The sequence below is a fragment of the Devosia naphthalenivorans genome (assembly GCF_003056355.1).
Taxonomy (GTDB): Bacteria; Pseudomonadota; Alphaproteobacteria; order Rhizobiales; family Devosiaceae; genus Devosia; species Devosia naphthalenivorans.
Genome location: NZ_PYVW01000011.1, coordinates 1 through 13,802 on the forward strand (window position 1 = coordinate 1; position 13,802 = coordinate 13,802).

Sequence of the window (13,802 nt, forward strand, 5' to 3'; positions counted from 1 at the left end):
GCCATCTACGTTCTGATCCATGGCGGAAGCGAAATTCGCGAATCCATTTCCGTGCTTATGGACAGCGCCCCGAAAGGGTTCGACCACGATGGTTTGTTGGCCCACCTTCGATCGGCCGAGGGGGTAGCCGATGTACACCATCTTCATGTTTGGGAAATCAGTGAGGGGCGCACCGCCGTTGAGGTGCATCTTGCCACGGACAGGGACGACCTGGCATCGGCGACGGACATGAAGGAGACCTTGAAGGGAACCCTGCACGACCTGTTCGACGTGGAGCATGCAACAATCGAGATAGAGCTGGCAGGACGTGTTGATCACAAGGGACAGATCATTGCCAAGGATGATGACTGAGGGTTCATTAGCGAGTTTCCCTCCCGGCTTCTGGTCGGCAGGACTCAACAGGACTGCCCCGATCTCGCGCCTCTTTCAGTAGGCTTTGTTTCGCGCTGCCCTTTTGAAGTGCAGCCGATAGGCACGTACCTTTGCCTTACTTGTCTCAGAGCAACGGCGCCACCGGGGTGGACACCAGCCGGTAACCATCGACGCAGTAAGATCGGGCACGTTCAAGATGGACTTTCCGATGCTCAAGCAACTCCTGCATGCCGTCACCCTGTTCGCTACCGTGCTCCTGGTTGCGGGCTGCAGTCAGTTCGTCGGCGACAACCGCCACAATGTTCCCTTGAACAAGGCAGTGGTCGACCGCCTGGCCGAAATCGGATCCTCGCCCGCGGAGCCGATGATGATCCGGGTTTTCAAGCAATCGTCCGAGCTCGAGGTCTGGAAGCGCACCAACTCGGGTCGTTATGCCTTGCTCAAGACCTACCCGATCTGCAAGTGGTCCGGGGCGCTCGGTCCGAAAATCCAGGAAGGCGACTACCAGTCACCCGAAGGTTTCTATGATGTCACCCCGGCCCTGATGAACCCGAAGTCTGCCTATTGGCTCTCATTCAATGTCGGCTTCCCCAACAAGTTCGACCAGGTATGGGGACGCACAGGCACCAATCTGATGGTGCATGGCGACTGCAAGTCGGTCGGCTGCTTCGCCATGACGGATGAAGGTATCAAGGAACTCTATGCCTTAGTCCGTGAGTCGTTTCGTGGCGGAAACCGATCCGTGCAGCTCCAGTTGCTGCCCTTCCGCATGAACGACACCAACATGGCAGCACACGCCTCCAGTCCGCATACCCCCTTCTGGGCCAATCTGAAGCAAGGCACGGACGCTTTCGACGACACCCTGCAGCCACCGGCGTGGGATGTGTGCGAGCGGCGCTACGTCTTCAACCGAAACCAACCAGGCGGGGTACCGCTTGATCCGAATGGTCCTTGTCCCGTTGGTTCGCTGTCAACCATAGTTGCGCTCTAGAAGCTCCACGGCCACTGGTATGGTGCTGCGGCAGCAAGGGCGCTGCCCAAATCAATCCAGGTTGCCGATCGCTGGCACTTGATGGGGAAAATGCCAGTGCTGCTTTTACCGATGCCGTACGGGGAAACGAAGCTTCATAAGCTTGATAAAGCATCGCGACGGCCGCGAAGAGGATCATCACGCCCACTACTATCGCCGAAAGGTATTCGGCCTTGTGATGTCCATAAGGGTGCTCGGCGTCCGGCGGCTTCGCCGCGATCCTGATCGCGATGATAACAGCCGCCGCGGTCGCGACGTTGACGACGCTCTCAAGCGCGTCCGAATAGAGCGCCACGCTTCCTGTTAGCAGGTAGGCAGCATATTTGATCGCGAGCACCGCAAGGCTGATTGCGCAAGCTGCCAAGGGCTGTTTTCAGGGGAGACTGCATGCCCTTTATGCCGCCCTTTCGACCTCAATCGTCACATGCGAGAGGTCGTGAATGTGGGCCAGTTTCTCACGATAGATAGATGGCTCCCGGGGAGCGGCCGTCCGGATCGACACGATTGCACCATGATGGCCTGGACCAAGCTGCCAGATGTGCAGGTCGGTAATTTGGTCGCCTTCGCCCTCAATAGCTTCGCGGATTTCGTCGGGCAAATCTTCCCCGGCAGGTATGTAGTCGAGCAGGACGCCGCCAGCGTCCCGGATCAGGCCCCACGACCACCGGGCAATCACAAGGCCACCGACTATGCCCATGGCTGGGTCCATCCAATTCCAGCCGTAAAAACTGCCAAGCACAAGGGCGGCAATCGCCAGAACCGATGTGAGGGCGTCGGCCAGTACATGCAGATAGGCCGCGCGCAGATTGTTGTCCCCGGCATGCTCATGGTTGTGGTTGTGGTCATGCCCATGGCCGTGATGGTGCCCATGATGGGAATGATCTTCGCGTAGCAGCCAAGCGCAAAGCAAATTCACCCCCAGCCCAACAACCGCTACAGTGATAGCCTGCGGGAAGTTGATCGCTACAGGGCTGTAAAAGCGCAGCAGGCTTTCCCACCCGATCAGCAGGGCAACAAGGGCTAGCACAACGGCACTGGCGAAGCCTGCAAGATCACCCAGCTTGCCCGTGCCGAAGGTAAAGCGCGGATTGCGGGCATTCTTCCGGGCAAAAAGATAGGCGAGAGCTGCGATGAGCATTGCCGCCGCATGCGTTGACATGTGCCAACCGTCTGCAATGAGCGCCATGGACCCGAACATCGACCCGGCTGTGATCTCAACAAGCATCATTGTTGCTGTAATCACAATGACCAGCCAAGTACGGCGTTCGTTGCGTTCGTGGTTGTCGCCTAGAAAAACATGTTCATGAGGGCTCAAGAGCGGGGCGCTTCGATCGTTCATCTTAAGTACGTCCTAACGACTTCGATTAGTTCGGCCGCCCCCTGGGCACGGGCTGAATTGTCGTCCTTATCGGGATTGGAGACATGCTCGCGGATATGATCCTCGATCAGCTCGGCCGTTAACCCGGTGACCGCGCCGCGAATGGACGCGACGAGGTTCAAGACCTCGCCGCAAGGAGCCTCGGCCTCAAGGGACCGCTCGACGGCTTCAATTTGGCCCTTGAGCCGCCGCACGCGGGAAAGAAGTTTGGATTTGTGTTTCGCAGTGTGAGACATAAGGTAGGGGGATACCCTATCTACACAGGGCCTGCAATGAAGATAGCGAGGAGAAATCATGTAGACTGATCTGGCCCAGTGGGCCGGGAAAGTGCCAGTTTGCTCATTGAAGGGGCATGCCCCGGCGCAGTTTCCTCGCCCAGCGCAGCGCGCAAGCGGCAGGGATCAACAACATGGCCCCGGTGTGCACGCTGAGGGCAACGGCGTCGGACTAGAACCGATGAACTTCAGCTTTGCCCAACGGCTCCAAGGGCAGCCCTGTCTGATTTCCGCTCGGAGCGGTCGCAACTTTTCAAAAGCGGCAGGTGCCTGATACAGGCTTCAGCAGGGATGGGCATTAGCCGCTCAGTGTTCTGCTTAAGATCAAAGACGAGCCTAGATGCGCGTCTAGATTCTGCGCCATTCGACAACCTACCTGGCTCGCAGCGTCCGCATGTGATGCATAAATCTAAGTTTGTGCACCACATGCATCGGAGCCCAGCCGTCAAGCTGCCATCTCGCGGCAACTTTCTGCACAGCGGCGGCAGGCATCCACGCATTCTTGCATGTCACCAACCCGCCCGCAGTCTTGGGCGCACTGCTCACAGATTTCAGCGCACTCGCGGCACGTATGCTTATGGTGAGGTGTCCCGATCAGCATAAAGTGGGCGCTCGTCCGGCAGATTTCGGCACAGGCCATCATCAGTTTGAAGTGTGCCGGCTCCGTGTGCTCACCACCCATTTCGAGGCAGTGGTTCATAGCCATGCTGAGGCAGGTAGAATAGCACGATAGGCAATTATCGAGGCAGGCTTTCATCTCCGGTGAGAGCTTGTCCATGATTGTTCCCTTTCAGTTGGTAAGCAGGAAACTGACCAACGGCGGGATGATTAATAAGTTCGCTCTGCGTATTGCCGAAACCTTGCGACGAAAGGCGCCTGGACGAGGTTCTTCGGGCCATTTGTCGAACAGTTACCAGTGGGCCGGTAAGGCCCTCCCTTCGGGACACCTCAGCGGAAACCGTGAGGATTTTGCCGGTCGAGCGAAGTTCCGAAATGGACCCGCGCGTCAGCATATCGCTCCGTCGTTCTCGCGCTGGTTCAGATTAGGGCAATGCGGTTGCTTAGGGGTCTGCGTCTCCGTTAAGGCTCGCCGAGTTGCTAGCTTAGTTCAGCAGGGTGGTTAGGGCCGTGATGAGTTGGGCAAATACGAATGGCTTTCGCAACATGATGCTTTCAGGCACTCCGTTGGCTGACCAGTCATAAGCGCTATCCCCGCTCATGTAGATTGTGGAACGCCGGAAACGGCCTCACGTCCCTTGTGCCCTACGTCCCAACCATTCGGACCTGGGCCTAATCTTATGTCGGTTATGACGGCCTTGAAGCGGTCGCCGGTCGCGTCCAGCTCCGCAATAGCTTGTGCACCACTGGTGGTGGCAACCACTTCAAAGCCTTCGTCTGCAAGCGCTAGTTCCAGCACAGCCCGAAGAAGGCCGTCGTCTTCGACCAATAGCAAAATAGGCTGCTGTTCAGGATTTGAGGTCATTTTGCTCCACCGTAAAAGGGGAGCAAACGGCAAAAGGACCATTATCTCTCAGCCGCCAACAACCGGTAAAATATGCCTGACGGTACGGCACCGTACCAAGCAACTGGTCGGCCCGCACCCCTTCCATGACAAACGGTGATCGCTGGAAAAGCTACTTCATCGGTCCGATCAAACGCCCATATTCCCGCTCGGGAACGCCATAGGCATCGGCCGCAAAACTCTCCAGTCCTGCGCGATCGCGGATCGTTATGAGCCCCCGGTCCGAGTAGATCAGCCGATTGCCTTCGAGAACATGCAATGCGGTCGTAACGCTTGGCCGCCGCACTGCCAGCATGATGGAAATGAACTCATGCGTGAGAGCAACATCGCCATCCTCAGCCCGGTCAATGGACATCAATATCCAACGTGCCAATCGTTCCTCGACATGGTGGACGGCATTTGAAAGAGCGGTGTAGGCCGTCTGGACAGCGAGCGTCTGCACAAACCGCACCAGCAACCGACGCAACTCCGAAGTGTCAGAAATCAATTGGCCAAAAACACTCGCCTCGATGCGGTAGCCATGGCCTCCCACCTGTACGATTATGGTATGAGGCGTGCTGTCGCACTCCATGATCGCTGCTGTCGGGAGAACCCCATCGCGGCCCACAAGGCCGACTTCGACCTTTTGACCTTCTAACGAGATGGCTACGATTGAGCCAATGCCAGTTTCCATGAAGTAGTAGTGCTCGATAACCTGATCGGGCTCGACCACGCGAAAGCCCTTTGGCATCTCAACGTGTTCCAGATGCGCGGCGATGCTCTGGAAGGCATCTTCCGATAGAAAACGCAGCAAGCGGTTTTGAACTTCGGATTGGAGCATAGAGCTTGCTTCACACCAGGTGGCGAAGTGACATAGCCTATTACCGCCAGCTCGACCGCATTGACGTCATGGCGCACAATGGGCGCGACACTGCCATGGCTAAGCAGGTTGGCATAATGCTCAAAGAGTCACTGGACCGCAGCAGCGCATGGCTGAACTTCCTGCGAAACTTGCAGCAGTAAAATACAAGAGACTGTGCTTCGATCACCAAGTGACGACCGCTTCGAAAATTAGCGGCATTACAATCGAATAGGGTCGATGGCTGTCTCGAAAGGCAAACGTAACACAATCCAGAGTTGCTAGATTTCGGCCGCTATACTCAGAGCATTCAAACGTCTAGTGAATGGCCTGTTCAAATCAATCCAGGTGATCGCGATGACCATAGTGGCGGATACGGCAACTCACCTCATCCATGCGAAAGGCGCTCGCGGAAACGGTTGAGCGCCTTTCTTTGTCCGACTGCTCATGATGCGGCGCATTCCGGCCGGCATAAGCTCCGAGACACAGCTGGAACGATTTCGCGTTCTCGGTGCCATCATTCCCGAGTTGGACGATATTGTTACCGACAGGCTGATATCGCTTCCATCTACAGCCAGACCGATCCTGCCGCTGCATTTGCGTCCGGCATTGCTTGCCGGTGTCGCGATGGTGGAGCGCATCGGACCCGCCATGCTGGAAATGCTCAAGACCCACACGTTGGGAGAAAATCGAAATCGCTTCGGCAATCTCGTCGCGAAGATGACAGGCCAAGGCGCAGGGCGAACACCGATACAGCTGCAGTTAATGTGAGAATGCGACCATTCCATTCTCATAATTAGATGCCCAGTCCCGTTCTCTTTGCCGTGTTCTTAAATTTAAGTGCCAAACGACAGCGGCCATTTCTCGAACTGCCGGGTAGGGGCCGCAACCGGACCAACTGCCTCTGGTTCTTCGTGGTGCGAAAACATTCAAGCCCTTGGCTGCGAGAGTGGCTGGGGCCGGACAACAAGGATATCCGTCTTGAACGTTTCGAGGATGCGGGGGCCCTGCCCGCCGATCAATGAGTGAAAGAGACGACCCCGTTCATAGGCTCCTATCACGGTAACGTCGGATTCGTGTTCCGCGCCGTATTCCTGCAGCATCTGCGAGGGCGGTCCGTGCTCGACCAGGGGAACGACCCCGTCCTTAATGACCTGCGGAAGGTCCGCGCGCTCGATGAAGCGGCGGATGGTTTCCTTCTCCATGGCGCTGTCGCTTTCCACTTAATTCTGAGAATCCGACCTCAACGATTTCAGTACGTTAATCGCGCACTTAATTTGAGAATAAGCAGTTAATTTGCGAATCTGCCTTGGCGTTTGTTACTTAACGTGAGAATAGGGCTCGCAGTGTTTCTCTCGCGAGCTGGCCATGAGTGACCCTTTCCCCGACGAGATTGACCAGACGCTTTGGGACGAAGCGTGCCGACGGGCGGATGCGATCCGCAACTTCCTGAAGGGCCATCCTGACGGCACCACGTCCCGCGACGTTGCGGAACTTGCGGCCGATCTCGGCCTCAGCCAGGCAACGGCATATCGTCTAATCAAGATATTTCGCGGAGGCGGAACTGTCCTGTCTCTGGTTGATCGTAAACGTGGGCGGCCAGAGGGGCATCGCGTCCTGGACGTTAAGCGAGAGCAAGTCATCCGCGCCACAATCAGCGCGTACTACCTGAAGCGAACCAGACCGAGCATTTCGCAGTTGGTCCGGGACGTACAGACAAGCTGCATTTCGGTTGGAATGAAACCCCCGCATCGCCGGACGATCGCGGCTCGCCTCGAGGATATTGACCTCCAGAAGCGCGCCCGGCGCCGCGGTGAACAGAAGATCTTGAAGGAGACAACGGCTGTCCCCGGGACTTTCAGCGCTTCCCGCCCGCTGGATGTAGTCCAGATCGACCATACTAAGGCCGACGTCTTCGTCGTCGACGAGGAGACGCGGCAGCCACTCGGCCGACCGTGGCTGACGCTGGCGATGGACGTCTGCAGCCGCATGGTAACCGGATTCTATCTCACAATGGACGCCCCTTCCCGACTGTCCACCAGCCTTTGCCTTCTCCATTCAGTCTTCGACAAGTCGGCATGGCTGAGAGAACGCGAAATCACGGACCCCTGGCCTGTCGCCGGTCTGCCCGCACTGGTTCACGTCGACAACGGCGCCGACTTCCGCAGTCGGGCGTTCAAGCGCGGATGCGATGATGCCGGCATCGCGATTGACTGGCGCCCCCCGGGCGAGCCGCGCTTCGGTGGTCACATCGAGCGTTTGATCGGCACGCAGATGGGAAAGCTGCACCTGCTGCCCGGCACGACGTTCAGCAATGCGCAGGAGCTCGGCGAATATGACTCGAAACGGCATGCGGCGCTCACACTACGTGAGCTCGAGCGGTACATTGCACTCGACATTGTTGGCTCCTATCACCAGTCAATCCACGGCACCCTGGGCCGCCCGCCTATTGCGGTCTGGCGGGAGCACGAGGGCGAGATCCCACTCAGACTACCGCAAGATCGGCTCCGCTTCTGGCTCACCTTCTTACCCGAGCAGGAGCGCACTTTGCGGCCAACCGGCATTCATATGTTCGGCCTGCGCTATTGGTCCGCAGCCCTCAGCGCCGACGTCGGACGTTCTGACCGTCGTCTGCTTGTCAAATACGATCCACGCGATATGGCGCGCGTCTTCATTAGGCGGCCTTCAGGAAACTTCGTGGAAGCCCGCTATGCGGATCTGACGCTGCCTTCGGTCACCCTGCACGAAGCAGTGACCGCCCGGCGCACCCTTCTGGCGAAAGGTCGCCGTGAGGTCGATTCCCGCGCGATCGTACGCACCGCCATCGCACAGCGAGAATTGGTCGAGGCGGCAAGCAAGAAAACTGCGGCCGCACGACGAGGAAAAGCGTTTTCGAAATCGAAAGTGGATGACCGGGGATGGGGCTCGCTCCGCGGCGTCGACTCCAGCAAACCTGTACCCTTTGTTGAGGATACAGATTGAGCTGGAGTGAACATGAACGATGAAGCTGCCCATCTGACCACTGGCGCCGCGGCGCTGCTTACTGAAACCGACGAGCGACGCATTCGTGCCATACGATCACGTCGCTGGGTGCTCTACCCTCGCGCCAAACAGGCCCTCGACCGGCTGAGCGCGCTCCTCGATCACCCGCGAGGCACGCGTATGCCCTCGGTCGCGATCTACGGTGACAGCGGCATGGGTAAGACCATGATCATGAAGCGGTTCCGTGACAAGCATCCACCAAGCTTCAACGCGGTGACTGGCACCTTGAAGACGCCCGTACTTGCCATGGAAATGACCAGCAGGCCCGGCGAGCGGCGCTTCTATGCCGAACTCCTCACTCTACTCGGTGCACCCCAACGGCCGCGCGCCGACATCGCGCAGATGGAACAGGCCGCTCTTCGCATCATGGAAGCCATCGGTGTGCAGGTGCTGGTCATCGACGAGGTACACAACATCCTCGCCGGATCCTATCGTGAGCAACGCATTGTCCTGAACACCTTGCGGTTTCTCAGCAACCGTCTCCAGATCTCGCTCGTCTGCTTCGGTGTCAATGAAGCGCGTGAGGCCATCGGCGGCGACGTCCAACTTGCCCGGCGTTTCGAGCAGTTCACCTTGAACAGGTGGGCAGCTAACGAGCAGTTCGAGACCCTGATGGTGTCGATTCTGCGGAATACGCCGCTGCGCAGACCCTCCGTGCTGACGCCGAAATCGCTGCGGCGGATTCTGCAGATCACAGAGGGCATCACCGCCAACATCTTCCACATGATCAATAGCCTCGCCATTGAGGCTGTCGAGAGTGGCCACGAGCATATCACTGACGAAGCTGTCGAAAACTGGGAACCTGAGTTCGATGCCGAGGCGGCATTCGCATGACGGAGAACACGCCGGCGCGCCGATTGCCAGTGCGGTTGCCGCCCCATTCGGATGAACTTCTATCGTCCTGGATCGGCCGACACGCCGCTTTTTACGCAGTTCCACCGCTGGTCATGCTGCGGCATTGCTTGCCGGAAGCCCCCTCATTGCGAGCGGCCGATCTTCATCTGAGCAGTGATCAGGAAGCCCGCTTGGCCAACATCTTTGGCACCGAGCTGGCAGCGGTACATCGAATGACCTTCGCAAGTGTCGCGCAAACATCGCGTCGGCTTATTGCAACGCGGCCAACGCAATTTTGCCCGAGCTGCAGCCCAGGTGGCGCTGAACCGGCGCCAGTCTTGCGAAGCCAACTGCTGGGTTGGCGCATCACATGCCCGTTGTGTGGAGAGCAACTCAGAGATTCGGGCCCACGCAAACTCCCCTCCCCTTTCCAGCCGTATCGCGCTGCAGCCGCTCGCGGCGAAAAACTGCTCGACGATGAAGCCGAACGTGGCATCAGCACATGGACATCGCCGGCCGACATTGCTCGACTTCTGCTGATGCGACGGATTCCGAGACCCATACCCCGCGAGTTGGACCTTTGGCGGTTCCGCGTGCTTGGTGCCATCATCCCCGATCTCGACCATGTGGTTGCCGATCAACAGGAGAATCTACCCACACCCGCCAAGCCGATCCTGCCACTTCATCTGCGGCCAGCTCTTCTAGCAGGCGTTGCCATGGTAGAGCGTGCCGGACCGGAAATGCTGCAGATGCTGCGTGGTCACATGATGGGGGACAATAAGGTCCGATTCACAGACGCCGTAGAAGGCCTGATTGCCCAAGTGCGCAGGCCGAAAGCTTGTTCACAGATGCAGTTAATTTGAGAATCCAGCACCCACCATTCTCACGATTTAATGCCAGATCAGTGCCGAACCGGCGCATTCTTACAATTAACTGCCAAGCGACACATGGCGACCGGCGTGGCGTGCAGCAACACTATTCTGGGAACAGCTTTGGTCATGCTCAGCCTCAGATTCGAACAAGATTGCGGGGTGTCAGTCCGCCGCTCCGATAGGCATCGGCGGCCTCGGACGACGTCAGGTGGGCGATGAAGCGGCGCGCAAGGTCAGGGTGGGCGGCGTCCGCGAAAATGGCTGCGGAAAAGTCGGTGGGCTGCTGCAAAGGATCGGGAAAGGGTCCGACCACATCGACACCATCGACTGACATCAGTTCGCTGACCTGCTGGACAGCCAGATCGGCTTCGCCGGTCAGCAACTTTTCGCCTGTGAACCCTGCGTCAATCGTCACGGCCTTGGGCAGCACCTGATCGGCGATACCGAGCCGCTCGACCAGCTCGACGAAATAGCGCCCGCTCGCCCCGGTAAGGGAATAGGCAACGCTTCGCGCGGAGGTGACGGCTTGGGCAAAGGCCTCTGGTGTCGAGATGTCGGGCTTGTTCGTCCCGGACTGGACACCAAGTCCAAACTTGGCCTGAGCGATCGGCACGATTGTGCTTTGGTCGACGATGCCTTCGGCAGCGAGCTTTGCCATGGGCTTGTCGATGACGATGACGACGTCGCCGCGCGCGCCTTGGGCAATCTGATCCATCAGGACATTAGTCGGCGCCCAGACGACATCAAGATCGCCATTTTTCTGGCTCCAGGCAGGGAGCAACGAACGCTTGAACGCAACTTCCACAGCCAATGTGGTAAGCAGCCGCAGACGTGGCGACATTACAACCTCCCGCAGACAGGGTTACTTCGCGATACTTTGGCGGACCAAAATTTCATTTGGTTCTAGGTTTCTGTCCTAAAATAAGAGCCGATCAGCGCCGTCGAAGTCAACGCGGGGTGGGGGTATTTCACGTGGTGAAAATACGGGGCGGTTGCGGAATTACGGAGAAAAACTGCCGGAAGCGGTTGCCACAGCGTGCTCGGACCCTTCTCATCAAAGGGTTTTGCAACCACGCGTGACGCCATTTGCCCGGAATTTGAATTTCACATCGTGAAAATGTGACTGTCGGACATAGGTTGGCGATTGACCCCTTTCATCAAAGGTTCATACTTCGAAAGGGGGTGAGGAGGCTGAAATGGTTCTGTCGACACTTGATCGAAGCGACACAAGCACGGAAATTCGCAAGCTCCAGTACGAGCACACCGCCAGAGCGCTTGATAAAAACGACGGCGGCAAGAGCATCCAGTCAGTGGACCGCGCCCTGTCCATCATCGAGGTTCTGTCGCTGAGCAATGCGCCCCTGATGCTGAGCGAGTTGTCGACGCTTACCGACCTCAACCTGTCCACCTGCCATCATCTGGTCAAGACGCTGGTTCGTCGGGGCTATGTCGTTTATTCCGGTCGTGGTCGGGGTTATAGCCTGAGCTCCAAGCTCGAGAGCCTGTCGCGCCGCACGGCACGCGGATTTCATCTGGTCGAATTTGTTACCCCTGCCCTGCGCGAACTCAATAACGATGTGCGCGAATGCGTGCAGATGGCGGTGTTGCGCGGCTCGGTGCTGGTCACCGAGGTGCGGTTTGCGTCGCAAATGCCTTCCCAGGCCGACACCCATGGCGCGCCAAAGTTGCACGCCGCGCACGCCTTGGCGCTCGGCAAGGCTATCCTCGCATGGCTGCCCGAGACAGAACTTGCGCGCGTTGTTGCCGATAATGGGCTGAAGCGCTTCACGGACGTGACGATCACCTCTTTATCCGGCCTCGTCGAAGAACTCCGCATGGTTCGCCGTTCCGGTTTCGCCTTCGAAGACGGCGAATTTCACCCCGACCTCGTCGGCATCGGGGCTTCGGTTCGCGATACGTCCGGCGCCGTTGTCGGCTCGATCGGCGTCACCATACCGCGTCGGCGCGCCACCGATGCCTATCGGGAATACATCGCGCAGGCCGTGATGAAATGCGCCAAGGACATTTCCGGCCGCATGCCGGCGGGCTGCTTTATCTGACCTTCGTCAATTGCCAGAGCCGTAATAACGGACCCGTATAATCGAGATCTTTCGCTTAATTTCACATTATAAAACTGCCTATTCGAAAGTAGAACTCGCAAGACCTGCTGTTATTTTCCCGCAAACAATTTAGTGCGTGGAGGATAAAATGACGAACAGCAAGGCCGAACTCGGCGTCATCGGACTGGGTACGATGGGTGCCATGCTGGCACTTAATTTCGCCGAGAAGGGGTTCGAGGTCGCCCTCTTCAATCGCACAGTTGAAAAAGCGCACAAGCTGCGCAGCGACAATCCGGAACTTGAAACGCGGCTCTATCCGCAAACAAAGCTGAAGGACTTTGTCGCCTCGCTCAGCACGCCGCGCGTCATCGTCCTGATGGTCAATGCAGGCTCGGCTGTCGATGACCAGCTGGATGCGTTGATGCCGCTGCTCGAAAAGGGCGACATAGTTATCGACGCCGGCAATACGGACTTCAACGACACGCGGGCGCGCAATGCGCGGCTGGCCAGCACCGGCATTCACTTCGTGGGCATGGGCGTTTCGGGCGGCGAACTTGGAGCCCGTCATGGCCCATCGATCATGGTCGGTGGCGATGAAAATGTCTGGGCTCGTCTGCGCCCACTGCTCGAACCGATCTCAGCCAAGTACGAAAGCAGCCCCTGCGTTGCCTGGCTGGGCATTGACGGCGCCGGTCATTTCGTCAAGACGATCCACAATGGCATCGAATATGCCGATATGCAGATGATCGCCGAGACCTACGGCATCATGCGCGATGGCCTGCAGCTCTCGCCCCAGGATATGAGCAAGATCTTTGCCGACTGGAACACCCGGGGCCTGTCCTCCTACCTCATCGAAATCAGTGCCGTGGTGCTCTCGGAGGCAGATCCGGAGACCGGCAGACCGCTCGTCGATCTGATCGTCGATGCGGCGGGGCAGAAGGGCACTGGCCGCTGGTCGGTGATCGAAGCACAAAAGCTGGGCGTCAGCGCAACGACGTTGGAAGCCGCTGTTGCGGCCCGCAGCATCTCGTCCAGCCGAGCCGAACGCTCCAGAGCTTCGGCAATTTTCGGCGACCTGGCACTACCAGCACCGGACTTCTCCCCAGATGAGGCAGGGTTGAAAGAGCTCGAATTGGCGCTCGAAACCGCCAAGATCGTCGCTTATGCGCAAGGTTTTGCCGTGATGTCGGCGGCGTCCGCGGAATTTGGCTGGGCCCTGCCCTTGGGCGAAATCGCCCGTATCTGGCGCTCGGGCTGCATCATTCGCTCCGAATTCCTGCGCGATATCATGATCGCTTACAAATCAGGCGGTGAAGCGGACAACCTGTTGCTCAATCCTGCTTTCGCGCGACGGGTGACGACCGGACAGGCCGCGCTGCGCGCCGTTGTCGCCAAGGCTGCCCTGAGCGGCATTCCAGTACCTGCCCTTTCCGCTGCCCTAGCCTATTTCGACGATTATTGCCGCGAGCGGGGCACGGCCAACATCATCCAGGGTCAGCGAGACCTGTTTGGCGCGCACACGTTCCAGCGCCTCGACCGCGAAGGCACATTCCATCACAGCTGGCCTGCGGTCTGAGCG

15 protein-coding genes and 1 pseudogene are annotated in these 13,802 nt (G+C 58.2%); 8 read left to right on the forward strand and 8 right to left on the reverse strand.

Annotation, left to right across the window (positions count from 1 at the left end; translation table 11 throughout):
* The coding region (locus C8264_RS13745) for a cation transporter dimerization domain-containing protein (RefSeq protein ID WP_483863842.1) at window positions 1-351 on the forward strand (351 nt) is incomplete at its 5' end.
* A 229-nt stretch (window positions 352-580) separates the two neighbouring features.
* Window positions 581-1,363, forward strand: coding sequence for a L,D-transpeptidase family protein (locus C8264_RS13750; protein ID WP_245893188.1), 783 nt, complete (start codon window positions 581-583; stop codon window positions 1,361-1,363).
* Window positions 1,364-1,514: 151 nt separating this feature from the next.
* Here C8264_RS13750 and C8264_RS22580 read toward each other — a convergent pair.
* From C8264_RS22580 to C8264_RS13780, 6 genes and pseudogenes are all read right to left on the reverse strand, one after another.
* Window positions 1,515-1,739 (reverse strand): annotated as a pseudogene (locus C8264_RS22580) (cation efflux transmembrane domain-containing protein); the annotation flags it as partial.
* 57 nt (window positions 1,740-1,796) lie between these two features.
* A complete protein-coding gene (gene dmeF, locus C8264_RS13760; protein ID WP_108461557.1) occupies window positions 1,797-2,741 on the reverse strand; it encodes a CDF family Co(II)/Ni(II) efflux transporter DmeF in 945 nt (314 codons plus the stop codon).
* A complete protein-coding gene (locus C8264_RS13765; RefSeq protein ID WP_108461558.1) occupies window positions 2,738-3,016 on the reverse strand; it encodes a metal/formaldehyde-sensitive transcriptional repressor in 279 nt (92 codons plus the stop codon). The genes dmeF and C8264_RS13765 overlap by 4 nt, the downstream gene beginning before the upstream one ends.
* Window positions 3,017-3,500: 484 nt before the next feature.
* Window positions 3,501-3,833: a four-helix bundle copper-binding protein gene (locus tag C8264_RS22585; protein WP_108461559.1), complete on the reverse strand. Its 333-nt coding sequence runs from the start codon at window positions 3,831-3,833 to the stop codon at window positions 3,501-3,503.
* A gap of 438 nt (window positions 3,834-4,271) precedes the next feature.
* Entirely contained in the window at window positions 4,272-4,538 is a 267-nt protein-coding gene (locus C8264_RS13775; protein ID WP_245893190.1) for a response regulator, read from the reverse strand.
* Window positions 4,539-4,689: 151 nt separating this feature from the next.
* Window positions 4,690-5,397, reverse strand: a complete 708-nt coding sequence (locus C8264_RS13780) for a Crp/Fnr family transcriptional regulator (protein ID WP_108461560.1) — start codon at window positions 5,395-5,397, stop codon at window positions 4,690-4,692.
* A 465-nt stretch (window positions 5,398-5,862) separates the two neighbouring features.
* Between C8264_RS13780 and C8264_RS13785 the strand changes: the two genes are divergently transcribed.
* Entirely contained in the window at window positions 5,863-6,186 is a 324-nt protein-coding gene (locus C8264_RS13785; RefSeq protein ID WP_108461561.1) for a hypothetical protein, read from the forward strand.
* A 158-nt stretch (window positions 6,187-6,344) separates the two neighbouring features.
* Here C8264_RS13785 and C8264_RS13790 read toward each other — a convergent pair whose 3' ends face one another.
* Window positions 6,345-6,620: a universal stress protein gene (locus C8264_RS13790; protein WP_108461562.1), complete on the reverse strand. Its 276-nt coding sequence runs from the start codon at window positions 6,618-6,620 to the stop codon at window positions 6,345-6,347.
* 163 nt (window positions 6,621-6,783) lie between these two features.
* Here C8264_RS13790 and C8264_RS13795 point away from each other — a divergent pair, with 163 nt between their 5' ends.
* From C8264_RS13795 to C8264_RS13805, 3 genes are read left to right on the forward strand one after another with little or no spacing between them, the layout of a single operon-like run.
* Window positions 6,784-8,397: a Mu transposase C-terminal domain-containing protein gene (locus C8264_RS13795; protein ID WP_108461563.1), complete on the forward strand. Its 1,614-nt coding sequence runs from the start codon at window positions 6,784-6,786 to the stop codon at window positions 8,395-8,397.
* 12 nt (window positions 8,398-8,409) lie between these two features.
* Window positions 8,410-9,291 (forward strand): TniB family NTP-binding protein, encoded by an 882-nt coding sequence (locus tag C8264_RS13800; protein ID WP_108461564.1) that lies wholly within the window; start codon window positions 8,410-8,412, stop codon window positions 9,289-9,291.
* Window positions 9,288-10,154: a TniQ family protein gene (locus tag C8264_RS13805; RefSeq protein ID WP_108461565.1), complete on the forward strand. Its 867-nt coding sequence runs from the start codon at window positions 9,288-9,290 to the stop codon at window positions 10,152-10,154. The genes C8264_RS13800 and C8264_RS13805 overlap by 4 nt, the downstream gene beginning before the upstream one ends.
* Window positions 10,155-10,299: 145 nt before the next feature.
* Here C8264_RS13805 and C8264_RS13810 read toward each other — a convergent pair whose 3' ends face one another.
* Entirely contained in the window at window positions 10,300-11,004 is a 705-nt protein-coding gene (locus tag C8264_RS13810; RefSeq protein WP_108461566.1) for a molybdate ABC transporter substrate-binding protein, read from the reverse strand.
* 355 nt (window positions 11,005-11,359) lie between these two features.
* Here C8264_RS13810 and C8264_RS13815 point away from each other — a divergent pair, with 355 nt between their 5' ends.
* Window positions 11,360-12,223 (forward strand): IclR family transcriptional regulator, encoded by an 864-nt coding sequence (locus C8264_RS13815; protein WP_108461567.1) that lies wholly within the window; start codon window positions 11,360-11,362, stop codon window positions 12,221-12,223.
* A 148-nt stretch (window positions 12,224-12,371) separates the two neighbouring features.
* A complete protein-coding gene (gene gndA / locus C8264_RS13820; protein ID WP_108461568.1) occupies window positions 12,372-13,799 on the forward strand; it encodes an NADP-dependent phosphogluconate dehydrogenase in 1,428 nt (475 codons plus the stop codon).
* Window positions 13,800-13,802: the final 3 nt, after the last annotated feature.

What these genes read in the sequence shown, in the direction of transcription:
- C8264_RS13815 (WP_108461567.1), top strand. Translation starts at nt 11,360, where the DNA reads ATGGTTCTGTCGACACTTGATCGAAGCGACACAAGCACGGAAATTCGC.
- C8264_RS13750 (WP_245893188.1), top strand. Translation starts at nt 581, where the DNA reads ATGCTCAAGCAACTCCTGCATGCCGTCACCCTGTTCGCTACCGTGCTC.
- C8264_RS13780 (WP_108461560.1), bottom strand. Translation starts at nt 5,397, where the DNA reads ATGCTCCAATCCGAAGTTCAAAACCGCTTGCTGCGTTTTCTATCGGAA.
- C8264_RS13790 (WP_108461562.1), bottom strand. Translation starts at nt 6,620, where the DNA reads ATGGAGAAGGAAACCATCCGCCGCTTCATCGAGCGCGCGGACCTTCCG.
- C8264_RS13805 (WP_108461565.1), top strand. Translation starts at nt 9,288, where the DNA reads ATGACGGAGAACACGCCGGCGCGCCGATTGCCAGTGCGGTTGCCGCCC.
- C8264_RS13795 (WP_108461563.1), top strand. Translation starts at nt 6,784, where the DNA reads ATGAGTGACCCTTTCCCCGACGAGATTGACCAGACGCTTTGGGACGAA.
- gndA (WP_108461568.1), top strand. Translation starts at nt 12,372, where the DNA reads ATGACGAACAGCAAGGCCGAACTCGGCGTCATCGGACTGGGTACGATG.
- C8264_RS22585 (WP_108461559.1), bottom strand. Translation starts at nt 3,833, where the DNA reads ATGGACAAGCTCTCACCGGAGATGAAAGCCTGCCTCGATAATTGCCTA.
- dmeF (WP_108461557.1), bottom strand. Translation starts at nt 2,741, where the DNA reads ATGAACGATCGAAGCGCCCCGCTCTTGAGCCCTCATGAACATGTTTTT.
- C8264_RS13800 (WP_108461564.1), top strand. Translation starts at nt 8,410, where the DNA reads ATGAACGATGAAGCTGCCCATCTGACCACTGGCGCCGCGGCGCTGCTT.
- C8264_RS13785 (WP_108461561.1), top strand. Translation starts at nt 5,863, where the DNA reads ATGATGCGGCGCATTCCGGCCGGCATAAGCTCCGAGACACAGCTGGAA.
- C8264_RS13775 (WP_245893190.1), bottom strand. Translation starts at nt 4,538, where the DNA reads ATGACCTCAAATCCTGAACAGCAGCCTATTTTGCTATTGGTCGAAGAC.
- C8264_RS13810 (WP_108461566.1), bottom strand. Translation starts at nt 11,004, where the DNA reads ATGTCGCCACGTCTGCGGCTGCTTACCACATTGGCTGTGGAAGTTGCG.
- C8264_RS13765 (WP_108461558.1), bottom strand. Translation starts at nt 3,016, where the DNA reads ATGTCTCACACTGCGAAACACAAATCCAAACTTCTTTCCCGCGTGCGG.